The sequence below is a fragment of the Chryseobacterium sp. ERMR1:04 genome, assembly GCF_001297705.1.
Taxonomy (GTDB): domain Bacteria; phylum Bacteroidota; class Bacteroidia; order Flavobacteriales; family Weeksellaceae; genus Chryseobacterium.
Map to the genome: position 1 here is coordinate 442,917 of NZ_LIRF01000005.1, position 19,706 is coordinate 462,622.

At 36.3% G+C, this 19,706-nt stretch carries 14 protein-coding genes; 5 read left to right on the forward strand and 9 right to left on the reverse strand.

Annotated elements, in window-relative coordinates:
• Positions 1 to 22 precede the first annotated feature (22 nt).
• Positions 23 to 739 carry a hypothetical protein gene (locus AMQ68_RS12395; protein WP_054510941.1) on the reverse strand — a complete coding sequence of 239 codons (717 nt, stop codon included), beginning with the start codon at positions 737 to 739 and terminating at the stop codon, positions 23 to 25.
• A gap of 4 nt (positions 740 to 743) precedes the next feature.
• A complete protein-coding gene (locus tag AMQ68_RS12400; protein WP_054510942.1) occupies positions 744 to 1,466 on the reverse strand; it encodes a hypothetical protein in 723 nt (240 codons plus the stop codon).
• A gap of 351 nt (positions 1,467 to 1,817) precedes the next feature.
• Here AMQ68_RS12400 and AMQ68_RS12405 point away from each other — a divergent pair, with 351 nt between their 5' ends.
• The 4 genes from AMQ68_RS12405 (at position 1,818) to AMQ68_RS12420 (ending at position 8,333) form a co-directional block, all read left to right on the forward strand.
• The gene (locus AMQ68_RS12405; protein WP_054510943.1) at positions 1,818 to 3,818 is read left to right on the forward strand and encodes a PAS domain S-box protein; all 2,001 of its coding nucleotides are present in this window, start codon (positions 1,818 to 1,820) and stop codon (positions 3,816 to 3,818) included.
• Between the two features lie 447 nt (positions 3,819 to 4,265).
• Positions 4,266 to 5,315, forward strand: a complete 1,050-nt coding sequence (locus AMQ68_RS12410) for a serine hydrolase (protein ID WP_054510944.1) — start codon at positions 4,266 to 4,268, stop codon at positions 5,313 to 5,315.
• A 373-nt stretch (positions 5,316 to 5,688) separates the two neighbouring features.
• Complete coding sequence (locus AMQ68_RS12415; protein ID WP_054511119.1) at positions 5,689 to 7,497, forward strand: hypothetical protein; 1,809 nt, start codon at positions 5,689 to 5,691, stop codon at positions 7,495 to 7,497.
• Between the two features lie 281 nt (positions 7,498 to 7,778).
• Positions 7,779 to 8,333, forward strand: a complete 555-nt coding sequence (locus AMQ68_RS12420; protein WP_241775119.1) for a thermonuclease family protein — start codon at positions 7,779 to 7,781, stop codon at positions 8,331 to 8,333.
• Positions 8,334 to 8,378: 45 nt separating this feature from the next.
• Here the strand turns inward: AMQ68_RS12420 and AMQ68_RS12425 are convergent, their stop codons facing one another.
• From AMQ68_RS12425 to AMQ68_RS12455, 7 genes are all read right to left on the reverse strand, one after another.
• Positions 8,379 to 9,416: a heme-binding protein gene (locus AMQ68_RS12425; RefSeq protein ID WP_054510946.1), complete on the reverse strand. Its 1,038-nt coding sequence runs from the start codon at positions 9,414 to 9,416 to the stop codon at positions 8,379 to 8,381.
• Between the two features lie 18 nt (positions 9,417 to 9,434).
• Positions 9,435 to 10,961: a GMC oxidoreductase gene (locus tag AMQ68_RS12430; protein WP_054510947.1), complete on the reverse strand. Its 1,527-nt coding sequence runs from the start codon at positions 10,959 to 10,961 to the stop codon at positions 9,435 to 9,437.
• A 10-nt stretch (positions 10,962 to 10,971) separates the two neighbouring features.
• Entirely contained in the window at positions 10,972 to 11,778 is an 807-nt protein-coding gene (locus AMQ68_RS12435; RefSeq protein WP_054510948.1) for a hypothetical protein, read from the reverse strand.
• Between the two features lie 384 nt (positions 11,779 to 12,162).
• Positions 12,163 to 13,719 carry a peroxidase, FMP-type gene (locus AMQ68_RS12440; RefSeq protein WP_198408885.1) on the reverse strand — a complete coding sequence of 519 codons (1,557 nt, stop codon included), beginning with the start codon at positions 13,717 to 13,719 and terminating at the stop codon, positions 12,163 to 12,165.
• Positions 13,720 to 13,982: 263 nt separating this feature from the next.
• Positions 13,983 to 15,473: a ferritin-like protein gene (locus AMQ68_RS12445; RefSeq protein WP_054510949.1), complete on the reverse strand. Its 1,491-nt coding sequence runs from the start codon at positions 15,471 to 15,473 to the stop codon at positions 13,983 to 13,985.
• 4 nt (positions 15,474 to 15,477) lie between these two features.
• Entirely contained in the window at positions 15,478 to 17,568 is a 2,091-nt protein-coding gene (locus AMQ68_RS12450; protein ID WP_054510950.1) for a GMC oxidoreductase, read from the reverse strand.
• Positions 17,565 to 18,008, reverse strand: a complete 444-nt coding sequence (locus AMQ68_RS12455; RefSeq protein ID WP_054510951.1) for a hypothetical protein — start codon at positions 18,006 to 18,008, stop codon at positions 17,565 to 17,567. The genes AMQ68_RS12450 and AMQ68_RS12455 overlap by 4 nt, the downstream gene beginning before the upstream one ends.
• Before the next feature lie 349 nt (positions 18,009 to 18,357).
• Between AMQ68_RS12455 and AMQ68_RS12460 the strand changes: the two genes are divergently transcribed.
• On the forward strand, positions 18,358 to 19,548 hold the full coding sequence (locus tag AMQ68_RS12460; protein ID WP_054510952.1) for a glycoside hydrolase family 88 protein: 1,191 nt from the start codon (positions 18,358 to 18,360) through the stop codon (positions 19,546 to 19,548).
• Positions 19,549 to 19,706: the final 158 nt, after the last annotated feature.

Genomic DNA, 19,706 nt, shown 5'->3' on the forward strand with positions numbered 1-19,706 from the left:
AAATGTTTACAACGTAAAATTTCTATTTTAACAATATAAGAGTAAAACTGTTTTGTCCAGCATTAGCTCTGCTGTCGTAGGAAGTACATCCACCACTGTAACGTACAATCATATAATAAGTACCTGCCTGTAAATACCCAATATTAGATGAATACATAAAGTCATACAAAGTTCCTGAAGAAAAATGGGCATCCTGTGAAGGATAGGCCGCATTGGTAGCAATAGTTTGACTAGTACTTAAATTATAAGCAATGTATGATCCACAAGACGTAGGTGCTTTATCTACAATCAATCGGGGACTAATGACATAGTATCCGGGAATGGTTACGGTAGCAGAAGATCCCATGTAAGTATAAGCTGTACCAATAGCTGATGAGGTACCTATTGTAGAGGTAATAACAACGGCAGGCGAAGTGTTTTGCCAGGTTCCAATTCCTGTAGGATTTGATACAAATATTTTATTATTTCCTTCTGTTCCGTCTGTAATTTTAAGAGCTCCACCCGTTGTTTTTACAATGTCCATTTTTCTCGTAGGAGCTGTGTTTCCAATTCCGATATTTCCAGAAGAAGATACTACAAAGTCATTGCTTTGCTGTGTTAAAGAAGGAATGCCTGTTGATGGATTATCTTTAGCGGCGTCAATATTGAAAACTGCCTGAGGATTACTTGTATTGATGCCGATCTGGCTAAATGCTGAGGCCGAAAATAATAATGCGGTTAAAATAGTTATGTTTTTCATATTCTTATTTTAATAAAGTAAGAGCAAAATCATTTTGTCCCGGTGTTGCTCTGCTTTTAATTGAAGTGCAGGTTCCGTTATAACGCACTAGCATATAATACGTCCCGGCAGCTAAATACCCTACATTGGTAGAATAAATAAAACTATTGATGGCACTGGGCGCAAAATGTGCTTCCTGTAAAGGGAACGCAGCGTTAGCTAAAGCAGTAGTACTTGTACTTAAATTATAAGCGATGAAATTTGAACAGTTGGCAGGAGTAGAATCAGTAATCAATCTGGGGCTAATAAGATAGTACCCAGGTATTGTAACCACTGCTGAGGCTCCCAAATAGGTAAGTGTTGTTGCAACAGTTACAGAGCCTCCTGTATTGGAATTAATAATAACTGCAGGCGATGAGTTTTGCCAGGTGGCAACACCATTGGCATCTGATACTAAAATCTTACCGTTTCCTTGTGTCCCGTCTGTTATTTTAAGGGCGCCGGCAGTTGTACTTATGATGTCTACTTTGGTGCTAGGGGTGGTGGTACCAATACCTACGTTTCCTGCAGAAGTTACTGCGAAATCATTAGCTTGTTGCGCGGTTGTAGGAACTCCTGTTGCAGGATTATCCTTACCGCCGTCCACATGAAATGGTGCTTGTGGATTACTTGTATTGATTCCTATTTGTGCAAATGCTGATGCGTTCCCTATTACCAAAAGTAATAAAGTTATTGTAGTTTTTTTCATGTTTAGTTATCTCATTAGGTCAAAAGAATCATAATTATCAGTTAGAGGTATGCGTTGCATTGCAACTGATGATAATTATTGGGATTTAGCTTTTATTTTGCTTGGGTAAATGTATTAATATAATAATAAAAAAAGTAATCAATTTTTATTATTTATATATTAAAAATCATTAATAAAGATTAAATGATTAAAAATTTAAAATCATATTTTGAAAATGTATTAAAAAAAATATTTATCAGTTAGATCGGTTTTAAAAGCTGTTTTAGGAATTCAGAGAACCAATATTAAAAACCCTTTTATAATTAGCCATTGGCAGATATTGGTTATCTTTGCGTACTTTTTAAATCCATTATGAACTCTCCAGATTATATTGCACCTGAGCAGTTATTGAGCATACTTTTCAAGTCACCCAATGCGACAGCTGTATATACTGGCGAGGATATTACCATTGTTAGCGCCAATGAGGCCATGCTGGCATTCTGGGGGAAAGACAAAAGCGTTATCGGCAACAATTTCTTTGATGCCCTTCCTGAGCTTTCTGGGCAACCGTTTTTAGATATTTTAAAACAGGTATGGAATTCGGGGGAGACCTATATCGCAAAAGATTATCCTGCCATTCTTAAAGTGGATGGTATTCTTCAGAACTTTTACTTTGATTTCGAGTATAAAGCGATCCTTAATGAGCAGGGCAAAACATCTTACATTCTTCATACGGCATCTGAAGTGTCAGAAAAGATGGAAGCAAGAAAGATGGTCAAAGAAAAATCGAAGGCAGAACAACAGCTGACCAAAGATTTAGTAGATCTGAATGAAGAATATTTGGTCGCAAATGAAGAGCTTTTATTGATTAACGATAAGCTTGAAACCGTTAATAAAGAATTGGTTTATTTTAAAAATCAATTACAGGAAGTCAATAATACCTTACTTGAAAGTGAAAACCGTTTCCGGTCTCTGGTAGAATATTCACCCGTTGCAATGGCATCGCTAAAAGGAGAAAATTTTACGGTAGATGTTGTGAATGAGGCAATCCTTCAAATTTGGGGAAAAGACCGTTCAGTGGTTGGTCTGCCTTTGCATAAAGCTCTTCCTGAAATAGAAACTCAACCATTTTTAGGTATTCTTAAAGAGGTATACGAATCTGGTAAAAATTTCTACGGACAGGAATTGAAAGTAAAACTGTTGGTAGATGAAAAACTGACCGATCGTTATCTTAATTTTGTTTACAAACCAATCTCCGACTCAGAGGGAAAGACTACCGCAATTCTTGTGGTGGCTAGCGATGTGACCGATCAGGTAAACGCAAGAGAAACCGTTCTTGAGATGAATACCCGTTTGCAGATCGCATTGGATGCAAGCAGTCTGGGATCTACAGAGGTAGATCTTGCTACGGGTATTATGCAGAGTAATCCTCAGTTTAAGCGCAATTTCGGATTCTCAGACGATGAAGAGTTTGCGTATTCCGATTTGTTTGAAGCCATGCTTCCTGAACATCGAGAAAGGGTGAGAGGTTTGGTACAAGAAGCCATCAGGACAAATGGGATTTATAAAACAGAATATCCTGTAAAATGGAGAGACGGTTCCCTACATTGGATTCAGGCACACGGGCGCCCGAGATATGACAAAAACGGAAAAGGTGACCGAATGGTGGGAATGACTGCTGATATTACAGATAAAAAACTTTTCGAACAACGAAAAGATGATTTCTTAAGCATTGCAAGTCATGAATTAAAGACGCCTATCACGTCCCTAAAAGCTTCACTTCAATTGTTGGATCGAATGAAGAATAAACCATTTTCAGAAACACATGTCAGACTTATTGAGCAATCCGGAAAGAGTGTAGAGAAAGTGGTCGTACTTATTGACGATTTACTGAATATGAGCAGAATGAGTGAAGATCAGTTGAGACTTGAAAAGACAAAATTCAACCTCTACGATATGCTTTCTATGACCTGCAACCATGTAAGAATGGAAGGTAAATATGACCTGATTATTGAAGGAGATAAAAATCTGGAATTGTATGCAGATGAGCATAGAATTGATCAGGTGGTCATCAATTTCGTAAATAATGCGGTTAAATATGCACCGGAATCTAAGGAGATCCACATTATAATAGAACCACAGGGAAATCAGGTAAAAGTTTCGGTAAAAGATTTTGGAAACGGAATTGATGCAAAGATTCTTCCTCATCTTTTTGACCGTTATTTTCGTGTAGACCATTCAGGGAAAGCCTATTCAGGACTAGGGTTGGGGCTGTATATCTGTTCAGAAATTATCCGGAAACATGAAGGAAAGATTGGTGCTGAAAGTACAATCGGGGAAGGAAGTACGTTCTGGTTTACCCTTCCTGTTTAATTTTCAAGACTAATTTCTATTAGTTAATCATCCTATTAATTTGATAATTGTTCTTCGAAGTCTTCTGATTTCGAAGCTTACTTCTTTTGTTTCTATTGAATTCAATAATAACACTCAACTGTTTATCGATTATAACGTAGTGTTTAAAGGTGTTTCTTTTTAATAAAGAATAAATTTACGTTGATTTGTAATTAAACAATAATATTACAATTGAAAAAGTTAATTTAACGGAAAATTTTCAAAAAAAATAAAATCACGAGAAATCAATTATTTCCAACTGTTATAGTATCATAGGTGGTGTTTTTGGATTTTTAATTTCCTGCCATTTAACAAAAACAAAAATTTGAGATGAAATAATTGTTTTTAAATGTAACTAAATCGATACTCCGGTTGTCATACAGGTAACCAAAAATACGTTTTAAAAGTACGTACCATAATAGAAACTAAATGAAAAAGTATACAGTCTGCATTGTAATGATCATCGCTTTGGCCTCTCAAAGTCTGAGTGCACAGATCAAAACGGTTAAAGGAAAAGAGATATCTGCCCAAGAAATTGATACATTCATCAAAAACCAGATGGATTCGCTTCAAATTCCGGCTTTATCTATTGCTATTATAAAAGATAATAAGATCGTCTATTCTAAAGCGGCAGGAACTAAAAATACGCAACAGGAACCTGTTGAAAACAATACGATTTTCGAGGCTGCATCCATGACAAAACCTATGTTTGCCTATACAGTTCTACAACTTGTTAAGAAAAATGTTCTTAGTTTAGATACGCCATTGTATACCTATTATCCTTATCCAGATATTGCTTATGATGATCGGTATAAGCTGATAACGGCGAGAATGGTGCTAGACCACACCACAGGATTTCCCAATTGGCGAGAAAACAATAAGCTGGCGATTCATTTTACGCCGGGGACTAAATTCGATTATTCAGGCGAGGGATATGAATATCTTGCCCTTGTCATAGAGCATATAACGGGGAAGAAAATTGATGCCCTTATGCAGCAATATACCTTTAAGCCCTTGTCTATTAAAAATTCTTACCTTACGTATAATGAGTATGTGGGTCAACATTTAGCAGACGGAATAAAAGGCGAGCACGACAGAGGTAAAAATGATCCGTATTTGCAGCCGCATGTTCCTTACAGTTTATATACAGAGCCTACGGAATACGCTAAGTTTGTGATTGAACTGATCAAAGAAAGCCATAAGCCCAACAGCATATTTCAGTCTATGGCGACTTCACAGATAGAAATTCATGAAGAAGATATGGATCCGAAAGTAAAAATGAATATGGGGTTAGGTATTTTTATTGAAAAGACTCCTTACGGGTTAAAATATTTTCATGGGGGAAGTAATGGAAACTGTTACAACTCCCTTTTTCAGTTTTATAAAGATTCAAAAGTAGGATTTGTTTATTTTATGGCCGGTTGCAGACAGGGTGATTTCGCTAAAAAAATAGATCAATTTATGCTTAATGGAAAATAATTAATTAAACTAATAAAAAGATTAAACCGCAAAAGATACAAAAGCTATTATTGAATCATTTAAAGTTTAGCTCTTTTGAAAGCTTTGTTTTCAAAAGAATAATATTTCGACTCCGCTCAATATGCAAAGATTTCTTTAAGCTTATGGGTTCTTATTTGTATTTCGTGATTAACTTAAATAAATAATATATCAATCTTTTGTCTCTTTTGTGGTTAAATTTTTAGTCTAAAAAAATACTTCATATCAATGATTTTAAACATATTTTAAAGAAAACTATATCCTATTTAGTGCATAATTAATCATAAACTGATACTTTTACAGTGAATTAGTTGATGGGAATTTAGAGGAACGAATTATTTTAATGAATATAAAAATGATCAAAAAGCCTTTACACAATTTCCATATTCCTGTAATGGGATTAGCGTATACGATAGATAGTCCTATCCGTGTCGCACAATACGGAATTTCTTCCGTTGTTTCTATAATTGATGATGAGATTATAGAGAAAATGAAAAACTTTTATAATGAGAAATTCAATTTGAATTATCTAAGTATTTCAACAAAAATAGACGACTACCGTGCCAAAAGAATTACTGCTTATCTGGACATGGTGGATGATATCGTCAATGAAAAGTTTGATGCATTCAAAGAAGAGATTACGAAGAATACCACCGCTTTGAAAAACTTTGCGGATATGCTTCCCAATACCTCAGAGCTGAAAAACGGGTTGCAAAATCTGCTGAATCAAAAGGAAAGTTTTACGACTTCCATTAAGCATTTTATTGAGAAAAATCTTACTCCGGGGAGTATAGATGTCAATATCATGACGAAAGTGGATAAGGATAACTTCAAAAAAAATGAGCAATTGCCTGTTATCTACAATGATGCTCATGCTTCTTTGCGTGGTTTTGCCAACAGTAAACTATCTTCCTCGGTTGTCCTTTCCGCTGGAATGAATCCCCGTTTGTACAGTTATATCGAAGAGTTTAATGATTTTTTTCCTGATGAAAATGGTTTTCTGAAAAAGAAAATTATTCTGAAAGTCAGTGATTTCCGCTCTGCAATGATTCAGGGGAATTTTTTGGCTAAAAAAGGACTTTGGGTTTCTGAATACAGGATAGAATCTGGTCTGAATTGTGGCGGTCACGCTTTTGCCACCGAAGGTTTATTGCTGGGCCCTATCATGGAAGAATTTAAACAGAAGAAAAATGAACTGATTGATTCTGCACATGCTTTAATGCTTAATGCCTTACAACAAAAAGGGAAAATAAGTGTTTCTGAACCCTTGGAAATGAAAATTACCGTTCAGGGTGGAGTAGGAACCTCAGAAGAACATGATTTTCTTTTGAAAACCTATAACGTAAATAGTGTAGGTTGGGGCTCACCATTTTTACTGGTTCCGGAAGCGACTTCAGTAGATGATGAAACGAGAAATCTACTTTTACATTCTAAAGAAAATGATTTCTATTTAAGTAATCTTTCGCCTTTGGGCGTGCCTTTTAACACCGTCAGAGGAACTTCCAACGAAATTTTTAGACAAAACAAAAATAGCAAAGACCGATACGGAAGTTCGTGTCCTAAAAAATTATTGGCGTTGAGTAAAGAATTTTCTGCTGAAGGAATTTGTACCGCTTCAAAAAAATATCAGGATATTAAACTTAAAAATTTAGAAGCAGAGAAACCAGAGATTACGCCGGAACAATTCCAAAAAAGAAAAGAAATCATCACAGAGAAAGCGTGTTTATGTGTGGGATTGGTGAATGCTGCTTACATGGAACAAAAGTTGGAAATAAAAGGAGAAAAACAAGGCGTTGTGATTTGTCCGGGACCGAATTTAGCGTTTTTCGATAAAGAAGTTTCTCTTTCGCAGATGGTACAGCATATTTATGGAAATGCCAATGTTCTTCCCAATAATGATCGTCCAAATATGTTCATCAATGAGTTAAAAATGTATGTGGATCACCTGAAAAAAGAAATTGCTGATTTCTCGGGAACGCTCACCAAATCACAGGATAAGAAATGGAAAACCTTTAAAGAAAATCTTTTCGAAGGGATTTCGTATTATGAAAATCTGTTGGCTCAATCAAATTTCTTTCAATCAGAATTACATACAATTAATAATCAGCTTCAACACTATAAAATAATGCTTTCAGGGATTGAACTTCCAATATTTGAAAAATAATATAAGATCTTATACTTTAAGTCTGTTTAAACTTTTTGTTTTAACCACAAAAGAGACAAAAGTCATGATTGAGCCATTTAAAATTTAGCAATTTTGAAAGCAAAAGCCCTCAAAAGAATAAAAATCCAAGATTTTTTAAAAACTTATATGTTCTTATTTTCTGTTAATTATTAACTTAAATAAAATAATATGTTTAATCTTTTGCTTCTTTTGTGGTTAATAAAAAGTTTAGACAAGTTTTTATCAAAAAGCAAAACCTTCAAATTTTAATTTGAAGGTTTTTGAATTTCCCATTTAAAGTTCTTATCATTGCACCCATGAAAAAGATGATGTGTGTTGTTGTGTTATTTTTCACGTCTATGTGCGTGTTTTCTCAAATTAAGGCAAGAATTATTGGCATAAAAGACGGAGATACTGTTGTTGCTTTGTTGGCAGATAAAACTCAGGAAACGTTACGTTTGGCAGAGGTAGATTGTCCCGAAAAGAAGCAGCCTTTTGGTAACAATGCGAAACAATTTACAAGTTCAAAAGTCTTTGGTAAGGAGGTTATATTTTACAGAGTGACTAAAGACCGATATCGAAGAACAATCGCCAAAATATTTTATGATAATAATAAATATCTTTCTGCGGAAATTATTAAATCCGGTTATGGATGGTGGTATTTTAAAGCGTCTAAAGATCTTCAGTTACAGGAATATGAAATGCTGGCCAGGAAAAAGAAACGTGGCTTATGGGCAGATAAAAACGCTATGTCTCCGTGGGATTTCAGGAAAATGAAAAAAGAGCAATCAAAAGCTGCTAAATTAAAAGGAGAAAACTTTTATCTATCAAATTAAAAATAAAACCTCCGAATTTATTTCGGAGGTTTTGGTATTTAAAAATTAACTTTCTGTAAGTCCTTGTGTCACATCTAGACCTTCCTTGACATCTAAACTTTGAAACTTTTGTTGTAGTTGCATGGTTTCAGGGACTTTTACCATAGAATTGACCGTAACGTGAGGCCAGTTAATAGGTTGTGCAGATCCTGTAGCCGGGAAAACCAGATTGATCGTTTGTGAATATTGCAATATCTGACTTGGATTTCCTTCGCTGTCTACAATATCCTCAATCCAGAAAGTAGCATCCATTTTTGTGGCGTTTACATTGGTCTGGATGAATGGAATATTTAAGATTCCTCCGTTAGCATCCGGCGTGTCGGTAGACATTTTAATAACAGTCATATTACTTACGCCGCCTGTTCCTACTAAACCTTGCAATGTAGATTCAAGGAAAGCATTGGGGTTGACCTGATTAAATGGTGCAAACTGCGGTTTTCCGGTAATCTGATCCGAATATCCCAGCTGAACAATTCTTTCACCATTCAATAAAGTAGGAATTGAAGAAGCCGGACTAAAAAAATCTGTTCCCGGAGTACCCTTTTCAGATGAGCTTCCAAGGGCCAATAATGAATTTCCGTGAGGAATGGTAGACATTCGTGCAATGGTATATCCTCCGTTGGGCTGACCTAAATTTAAAAACAATCCGGTCTCCACATGAATCGTAGATCCTGCAGGAAAACCACGCTCGTTGCAAAAACTACTGTCACAAGCGCTTACAATTTGTTGCTCATACAAAAGGCCAAAGATCATTTGTTCTACTTGCTGTCCTTTGACAACAGGACCACGATTTCCGGCCTGTATCACAACCGGATTAAAGGTTAATGTTTCGGTGTAAGGAATGACTTCAAAAACAAATCCGTTATCCTGTCCCGGAACTGAAATAGTATTCCAACCCGCTGATATATCCGATGCGGGAACGTCAACGTTTTTCCAGGTTCCTACAAGAGGTGCCAAAGCACCAAGATCCGAGGCAGAAACTCTTTCAAGAGGAAGGACTTGTGCGCCTAATGTTAATCCTCTCATTTTGCTTTCTAAATTCATGATTTTTAGTTTTTAGGGTTAAGAATTTTTAGAAAATTTTCTTGCTAGCCTGTAAGTCATTGCCATAGCGGTATACGTAGGATTCCAGCTACCGCATGTTGGGAAAATAGCACCGCCTAAAACGTATAAATTGTCTGTCTCATGCATTTTTCCGTATGAATCTGTCACAGAATCTTTAGCGCTGTTGCCCATCCACATCACTCCAGCCTCATGAATAAGGTTATAGTCTCTAATGTTTGCCATATCGGGTTTTTGAGAAGACCATGTTTTATTGTCGCTTTGTAAATATTCGGCTTTGGTTCCGTTGCCCATTACATCTGCTACCTGATAAATTACGCGGTCTACCTCATCCCAAACTTCGGATTCTACTTTGGGTAATGAAAAATTAATCTTGGTAATTCCTTTTTGTAGATCAATATAGTTGGTAGATGCAGCAGTTCTTTCGCCCTTAATTTCAGCCATACATTGTAAAAGGAAATAAACATAATGATCATCCATGTATAGATCAAGGTTAGTAGGATCGGGGATTACCCGGTAAAGATCTTCTTTCTGTTCTTTGCCTTTCGGATTGTAAATACATGAAATATGGGTATGAAACTCTCTTCCCAACGTCATTCCTGAAAGATATAAAGCGGCAACCTGCAGCAGATCATTGCTTACTCCGGCTGCTTTTTTAGGAAAACGAACCAAGATCTGCGAACGCATATGCCCGATAAAGTTTCTTCCTAACAATTTGTTTTCAGGGAAAGCAGGCTTCACTAAGGTTATAGGTTCTATCACTCCAATAGACAAAATAACTTTTGCTTTTTTTGTGCTGATTTCTCCTTGCGTTGTGCCGATATGTGAAATTCCTTTTTTATCTCTTTTTAATGATGTGGCTTCACAATTGACAAGAACATCAATGTGACCTTCATATTTTTGAATATCATCCACCAAAATATTAACGGGTGAAAAACGCTGCCATGATTTATTGGAATTTAAAGTGGCCATTGCGCCGTCCAAAGAAGAAGCTCTGTCGTAATAATCACTTGTCGGGATTTTATCTAAATTTTTAAACAATCGTTCACGCATTACTCTATGAAAATCTCCGGTATATCCATTGATTTCAATGGTGGTAGAACGGCCGATGAATTGATCTACAAGATTCCATTCCAGTTTTAATCCTTCAATCACGTCTTGAGGCCAATCGGGCATTTGTGCTGCAGAAGGTTGTGGAACCCAAGCATTCCAATACAAGGCTCTTCCTCCTAAAAAAGGAATCTGACCATGAATATTGTATTTTTTATCAGACATCTCCCAAGGTTGGGCGGTGGTATCGTTAAATACTGTTTGATAGGCTGGAGGTAAATTCTGATAATGCTCAGGAAGCAATAAGTTTCCCTTTTCCAATACAAGAATTTTACATTTCGGTTCTAGTTCCAACATACGATGAATAAAAGTTGTTCCGTAAGCACCGCCTCCTATGACAATATAATCATACGCTTTGCCTTTTATTTTTTCCAGATCAGTGAAATAAATGGCATCTAATTTTGATAAATAGCTCATCGTTTTAGTTTTAAATATAATAAGCGCGTGTTTGAGTAGCCGCAGGAGCAGACATACTTGTACGCACTGCAAAAGCGGGAGTGTCTCCGATCAGGATTTCCATGTCTTTTTTCATTTGATGATCAGATTTTCCGTAGGTCATCTGCACTCGTTTTTTACTTTCCTTTTCATTTAAAAAGTGAAGGCAAGTCGGTTGTAAGATGTTCCAACGACAACCGATTAATTTCCCTTCAAACTTCCCGTATTCGGTGATAGGAGAGAAGGCAGCCATTTCAGGAATAAGATCTGCAACATCTGCCACACAAGTGAAAATTGATTCTTTAGCATTTTTAGGATCGTTACAAGTGACTGTCCATTTATTTTGACCGGGAACATTCAGTGAAGGAAGATTGGTGGTAAATGTTGTTTTGAATTTTGGTTCGCCAAACAATTCTATTCCGGCTTTAATGGCCATATCAGCATCACAAGGAACCCAAACGCGTTTGTGTCCCATTAATTTTGTCTGCTCTTCACCGCGAAGATATTCTTCCGCGGTTACAAATGCTACGGTATCTTTTTGAGATTCAGGATAAGAAACGATGTTCAATTCAATTTCCTGAGTCGTGCTGGATCCGTCAGGAAATTGCCCTGTATAATTCTGAAAATTGAAACTTACCAAAGCTTTTCCTTTGAAATCTGCGGCAATCAGTCCTGTGTTTTCAAGGTATTTCAATACTTTTTTTCGGTCTATAAGAAAGGCAACCTCAATGTTGAATAGGGTAGCGTAATAAAATGGTAATCCAAATCCTTTTGGAATTGGAGGTAATTGATTTTTCATGGTAATACGTTTTTAGATTTTTATTTTTTTAACTTAATCATTCAGCGGTGTTTTCCAGTATGTTTGTCATGCTGGAAGCATCTAGGCTCGAATCTTTCTAAACTTTTCTAATACGATATTCAGACCCCTACAGGATGATAAGCTTCGTGGATATTCTTCAAATGTTTAAATGAAAGACTATAGCCCTAGCCGTGATTGCAACGGCATCCTTTTTGGTTGCGGCCGGAGCGCAGCGGAGGCCGTAACTAAAAAGATATAGTGGAAAGCAGGAATAAGCTTCTAATAAAAAATAAAGTTTAATTTGTTGATTTAAAACCTTATAGGTTTCATAAACCTATAAGGTTGAGTAGTGTTTGTTTGAATTAATAAGATTAAATCAAAATTTTATTCTTTATGATAAGGGCATCCTGAAGGTGGATTGGCGATGCGCTCAGAAACTGCAGCAGTTGTTGTCATATTCATTGCAGGAGGTGCATTGAAAAATTCCTGTTCGATTATTTTCCTCTGATCTGCAGGAATATCCTCGATTTTACGAAGTGTATTCACCTGAATATGAGGCCAGCTTGTGGTACCGCCATCATTTCCGAAATCAAATTCGAAAAATATAATTTGTTCGTATTGCAACTGAAGAATTTCTTTTCCATCTTCAATTACAGTTTCAATCCAAAGATTAAAATCTATTTCAACGGTCGGTACAAAACGATTAACAAAAGGAACGTTTAGAATTCCACCCTGCGCCCCAGTTTGCATTTTTGATGATAATTGAACAAGGACATAATTGGTAACATTTTGTCCGCTCAACGTGTCTCTTAATCTCATATCCGGTCTTACGCAATAAGGATATAGCTCATCTGCCAATATTCTCTGCGTATAAATTTTGTTTGAACCAGGGTCGGTTTTATCCGTTAAAGTCTCGTGAACCCAAGCCGGAGCAGGTTCGTCAAGGTTAATAGGACCTCCCGCACCTCCCATAGTTGGTGAGATCGCAAGATGAGGAGGATTCCAAGTTGCAAGACCTGTAGGGAATTGCGGAGCGCCCTCTCTAAGGTAATACACTTCATTATCTTTACTTTCAGGGGTAATATCTCCCAATACGGTAATCGTGCTTCCGTGAGGGATAACTCCACTTCTTGAGATCGAATAATCAGGAATAAAATAAGGACCTTTGATTCCATCCATTGGTTTTATTTCCTGTGCCGGAATAATTTCATAGTATTGCTGTCCTTCTTTTAATTCGCTTAAAAGAATATAGGAAGAATGGCCATGTTCATCTTTTACCTCAACCAAGGGCTCATTTCTGTATTCTCCTTTATATCCGTATTTTTCAAAATCATCCTCAGAAAAAGCGTGAATTCCACGGTCTCTTTTGATGGTTTCTTCAGTTGCAGCATAATTGTAGACATCACTCAGCCACAGATACATCCCGTTTTCTTCGTGAATTCCGGCGTATTGTAAACCTGGATTTCCTTCTACTTTATTTACACTTTTAATGGTTTGATCGTATTTTACAGCACCACAAAATAATTCTGTTGCACCACCACGGTTACGAACACCACCGGGAACAATTTCGAATGTTAATTTTTCGATATATTCTTCCGTATCAAAACTGAATTTTCCAGGAACTGTACTCGGATTTGTACCTGGAGAAGGCATAATCGTCGTGTGAATTCCACTTCCTAATGATGGACGGTCGATATTTTTATTGTAATTGGCATTGTAGCTTACCCATGTTCCATTTAATGCTTCTAAAACACCATACTTTACATTATTCGCAATGTCCTGTAAATTTTCTTCTCTAAAAGGAGTTACCGGATCGTCGATTAAAAGTTTCGAGTATCCTTTCATTAAATTGGCAAGATAACCTTGCTGATCCTGACTGGGTTGTGGTGCTCTTAAAAATTCACTTCCTTTTTCAAGACTTTCCTTTTCTCTTTTTAACATGATATATTGTTTTTATGGTTATTAATTAATGAAGTTGCTTAAACTCTCAAGATTTAACCGCAAAAGATGCAAAAGCTTTTATTGATTTATTAAAACTGTTATTTAGAAATCAAAAGTTCATCAAAGCATAAAAATCAAAGATTTTTAAAAACTTATGTGTTCTTATTTAAGCTTTAATAATTAACTTAAAATAACTAAAGTGTTCATCTTTTGTTTCTTTTGACTCCGTCGAATCTTCGATTTGTGGTTAAAATTAAATAGGGTTAATTGCTGGGATATTCGAACGTTGGACCTGCGTTGTATTGAGAGTCCAATGGCTGGCTCATCAGTCCCACAGCCTGCTCTTTCAGCGCATACATATACATGATCGATTTTTCTAATTCTTTTGCATCCCCTTCTACAGCTGCCTGAATGGCGTCTAATAAATTTTTATACGTTTGGTTAAATGCTTTTCCTTGTGCGTATAATGGCGGATTCGATTGATAATCTGCAATTTTAGGATTCGGCTTCATCGGGTAAGCAGCGCTCCATTCTACAGGTAAAGCTTTTCCATTGGGTGGAGTAGTAACAGGCATCATTCCGTTTTCATCCATAAAGGGTTCGTATTTACCATCTAAATAATAATGTTCATGGAAGATTTCTTTAAATCTGAAATAATGCGCCAATTCCATCCCTTCTTCAAACTGAGAAGGATCTACATCAAAAATGGATTCATCTGCACCTTCTCCCTGACCTTTAATTTCCTGGAAAACCGCAATTACACCTGATAAAGCTTCAACAGCGTGTAATTTTCCACCACTTCCGTAATACTGTTCCGGACGAATTTGTTTTGCTGGATTTCCTGTAAAGATTCCTCCTGTATTCAATTCTTCAAATGTTTGAGGTAATTTTCCGTTGGCTTTGTAATAAGCAATGATTTGGAAAACAACAATGTAAAAGAATAACACATCGTAATATTCACCAATGGTGTGAACATTTTCCATAATGAAAGTCTTCATATTCTCCAGCGTCCAGTGGTTGCTTTCCTGTACAGATGAACTTTTAAGGAATGATCTGTTTTCTTCAATATGATCATATACCGGCGCTTTTACGAAGGCACTGCTCGGACTTTCAATGGCAATAAATGTAGCAATACTGTTTGTAGAAAATGTTTCTAAGCCGACGAAGAAATCCACGTTCATCGGTAATTTCATCGGGTAGGTAGGATAGTTTTGAGGCTTGTTTACTGAAGGTATAATATTCACGGCATTCATCACATTACAAACCATGATCATGTGAAGCATTTCTTCCACCGCAACACTTCTGATGATTTGTGAAGCCAATACATTTTTGCCATCTTTTATAGAATACAAAGCGGTAAGGTAAGGGGGAATTGTTGAATGCTCAATAAGAATAGCGGTCTGCAAAAGATCTTGTAAAGCAGAACGGTAATTCATGTTTAACAATCCGCTTTTTTTCGCTGAAGGAGCTGTTTTTGCCTCTAATTGGTCAACATTTATTTCCTGAAAAGTAGGGGATCCAAACTGAGAACTTAGGTAATCATTAAATTCATTAATCTGATCATTCAGTAATAAGTTGGTTAGTGTTTTACTGTGGGATTTCAGTCCTTCCAACCAATCTTCTTTGCTTATTGTGGTGTCGAATAATAAAGATTGTAAAGAGATTTCTTCTTCAACGATGGTATTTTTACTTAATAAAGAACCTTTTAATAGAGTTTGTTCAGGTTCTGCTTTATTGATTAGTCTTTGTCTCATGGTTTCAGTTTTTAAATTTGTTTTCTAAATCACTCAAAATAGATTCTAACGAACGAATCGTGAATGCTGCTAAAGTTAAAGTTGGGTTTGATGTTCCCAGTGTCGTCATATTTCCTGCGCCAACAATGTATAAATTCGGGTGATCCCAAGATTTACAATAGCTGTTGGTTACAGAGTCATCCGCATTATCGCCCATTCTGTGAGTACCTACAATATGGCCTGCTCCGTTATAAGAATATCGTACGTTGTTGTACATAAAAGTATTTTTGTCTGCCTCAGTATACTTTGTGAAATCATCAATGCCCAATCTTTTAAACATTTGGTCAGAAGCTAATTTGGCTTGCTCCATCGATTTCATTTCGTACTCCGTTAATTCATAATGAATAACAGGACGGGGAATTCCCAACGCATCCAAATACTGATCATTAATGGTCACTCTGTTGTTCGGATTGGGTAATTGTTCAATCTCGAAATGAAATAAAACCTGTCTTGAAAGTCTGTATGTTAAAGCTTCTTTTAATTCCGCTCCAAAAAGACCTTGTCCTAAAAACTCTGAAAGATCTGATCCCGGAGAAAATGTAGGCCAGCTCCATCCCCAATTGTCTAGCGGAGAGATCCAGGCTGAAAATTCACTTCTGAAATTACCATCACGGAAAGACGAAATATTGGTGGTAGAACCTGGGCCTCGGTACGAATAAATTGGTTCCGGGAATAGTCCCCAAGTCAACATCACCATGTGATCCATTAAGTTTCGTCCTACCTGATCGCTTCGGTTGGCAACAGTTTTTTCAACTTTTTGTCCGTTTTCAAAAACGGTATATTTTGAATTCAATAAAATCTTTGGATTTTCAAAAGCATTGGCGGCAAGAATAACAATTGAATCGGATGTGTCAATTACTTCTTCCACAAAATCGGTCTTCTCTTTAGAAAAATATTTACGAAGGTGAATTTTTGAAATTTTCTCCTGATCGTTTTGGTCAACGCTTACTTTATATACAACACTTTGAGCTTGAATATCGATGTATTTGTGTTTTTTAAGGTTCTCGTTTTTATTCACCTTATACAACGCTTTTTTCAATGTTTTCAACGCATTGTATTTTGCCTGAACCGGACAGATCGGAACACACGAAGCATTTCCTTCACAACGCTCTCCCATGTAAGGATTCCAAACAGAGCCTAACGCTTTATATTCTTCGTTTTCAATATTATTTAATGATAATTTATATCCTGAATCTGTAGAATTTGCTTTAATGATTTTTGCTTTTCCATACGACAGATTAGGAGTAGAATTTCTTCCCTGAGGAGACGGAACCATGGTTAATGGAAAGTCTTCAAAATTTAACTGAACACTGGTTCCTTTAAGACCATTAATGATTTTCTGATCCATATAACTTTGAGGAATTTCATCCATCGGAAAAACATAGTCTTTGCCGTAATAATCTTCCATGCTTTCTGAAATAGGATATTCTTGTGCTGCCACATTTCCTGAAACCCCGATTTCAAATTCGGCCATTTCATAATAAGGCTTTAAAGCATCGTAATCGATTGGCCAGTTGATTCCCGTTTTTACATCAGAATCCGGTTTGTTGATTTCGATACCGTATTTTTCAGTGAGTCTGAAATCATTCGGAAGCATTCTTGGCGTGGTTCCCAACCAGTGAAGCGTTGTTCCGCCACCCACTCTGATGGCATCACTTGCAAAAAGCATCGGACCAAACTGAACTAAATATCCATTCTTATCCGGAAAGGGGAGCGTAATCTTTTCCATATCCAAAATATCCGGTGATGGCGCCTGTTTTAAATTCGGGTAAGGAGAGTTTGGAACTTTAGCCTCTTCCATATAAAACTTACGGATGTACTCGTTATAGGTGGTCAATGATGAGGATGAATCCAGTTCTATTCCGGCTTCCAACCCAGCTTCATACATTAAAATGGATAGTTCTCTGGCATTATTAGGATTATCTATCTCTGCACGGTAAACCATTTTACCTTTTTCGGTATCAAAAACATGATCGGTCAAAAGTTTAGCGATCAATGATCCTGCGATGCCCGTTCCTACGATAATCACATCTTTTTTGAATTCTATATTGCTCATGAGTTGCTGTTTACAGGTTGAACGGCCCAAGATTTAAACCCAGGTTGTTTGGCTCCCGGTGGATGAGCATGCATGACATTCCAAACCAGACTTTCTTTATATGATAAGTCATTCACATAAGCGCCTTCCCAAGTTCCCAAATACCACATCGTGATAATGCTGCTGGACATCTGCTGCATTCCCGGATCTGCCATAATTTCAGACTGAATAGCATTTCTTAATTGATCTTGACTGATAGAATTTTCAAGAACAGATTTTGCAACATTCAGAAATTCTAAAAAAGTAGCGGTTTCAATCTGTCCCAATATATGTCTGTAATAAATTTCTGCTAGGCCGGTGGACTGCAACTCGTTCGCAGAAAATCCGGTGAGAGATCCTGAGATCGACATAAACACGTCATAGTAGTAATCATCGACGTTAAGGATTTTGTTAATAATCATTTCGTTTAAATTTTGATGGTTGATGTTTTTTTATGAATAGCGCATCATTTTATAGGATGATAGGTTGTTCATTGACTCTAATTATCAATTTTTGTTTATTCAAAAGTAGAGCGTTGAAATCGTTTTAATTTCAGTATTTATACTTAATTTATATTTGGTGAATGTTATTTAAAATGAGTCTAGATAAGGTTTGTGTTCAATTTTTAGTACAATTTTCAAGGATAAATAACTGAGCAAAAAAGATGAAAGGATTAGCAAAACTTTTAATTGCAGAAAGGTTTTTATGGATGATAATGTTTATTGTCTCATTTGTAGAAAATAAGTAAATTGGCTGAAAGAATATTTATATATGATTTTACAAAAACTAAGCATCATCATTATTACCACTTTTTGCCTTGCTGCTACGGCACAGACAGGCAAAAAGCAAATGTCCAAACTCATTCATGATGAATTTCAGTTTGCAGAAAAGCAGTATAAATATTTAATGAAAGCCATTCCGCAGGATAAGATGCCGCAATCTTACAAAGCTTCAGAAGGGAAGGTTATTACCAAAGATATCAGTTGGTGGTGCTCCGGTTTTTATCCGGGTTCTTTGTGGATGATTTATGAGCAAACGAAAGATTTAGAGATCAAAAAAGAAGCAGAAAGAACATTGTCATTAATAGAATCCAACAAAACATTTACCCGAGATCATGATCTTGGTTTTATGATGTTTTGCAGTTTTGGAAATGCTTACAGAATTACAAAAGATCCAAAGTATAAAGAGATCATTTTAACTTCAGCTGAGTCTCTTTCTACAAGATTTCGACCGGGAATGCAGGCAATTTTGTCTTGGGATAAAATGGCAGATTTCAAAGGTCCGGTTATTATTGATAATATGATGAATCTGGAAATGTTGGTTTGGGCATCCCAAAACGGAGGCAACAAAAAGACAGAAGAAATTGCGATTGCTCATGCCAATACTACGATGAAAAACCATTTTCGCCCCGATTACAGTTCGTATCATGTCATTGATTATGATATTAATTCAGGAAAGGTTTTAAGCAAAAAAACATTTCAAGGGTATTCAGATTCTTCGGCTTGGGCAAGAGGGCAGGGTTGGGCATTGTATGGATATACGATGATGTACAGATTGACCAAAGATGAAAAATATTTAAGTCAGGCCCGAAATATTGCGAAATTTATTCTTAATAATCCCACGTTACCCGAAGATAAAATTCCATATTGGGATTTTAATGATCCTAATATTCCAAACGTTCCAAGAGATGCTTCTGCGGCAGCTATTATTTCTTCTGCTTTACTGGAATTAGGGCAATATACGAAAGGAGAGGAAAAGAAAAATTACATAGAAGTAGCCAAAAAAATGCTGACTAATTTATCAAGCGAAAAATATCAGACAAAATTAGGGGAAAATGGAGGTTTTTTATTGATGCACAGCACAGGCGGATTACCGCTAAACTCTGAGATTGATGTTCCGTTGATCTATGCAGATTATTATTTTCTGGAAGCGTTGAAAAGATATAAAGATTGGTATTTGTAAGGTTTACTTGGTAATTTAGATGTAGCCACAAACTTCTTTTTAATAGCCCGCTAAAATATATTCACAAATACAGCTAACTTTTCTTTAACAGTATTTTTGTCATTCCGGAGGAATCTAAACTTAGCTGTCAAAATGCTATATTTCCAAATTGTGTATAG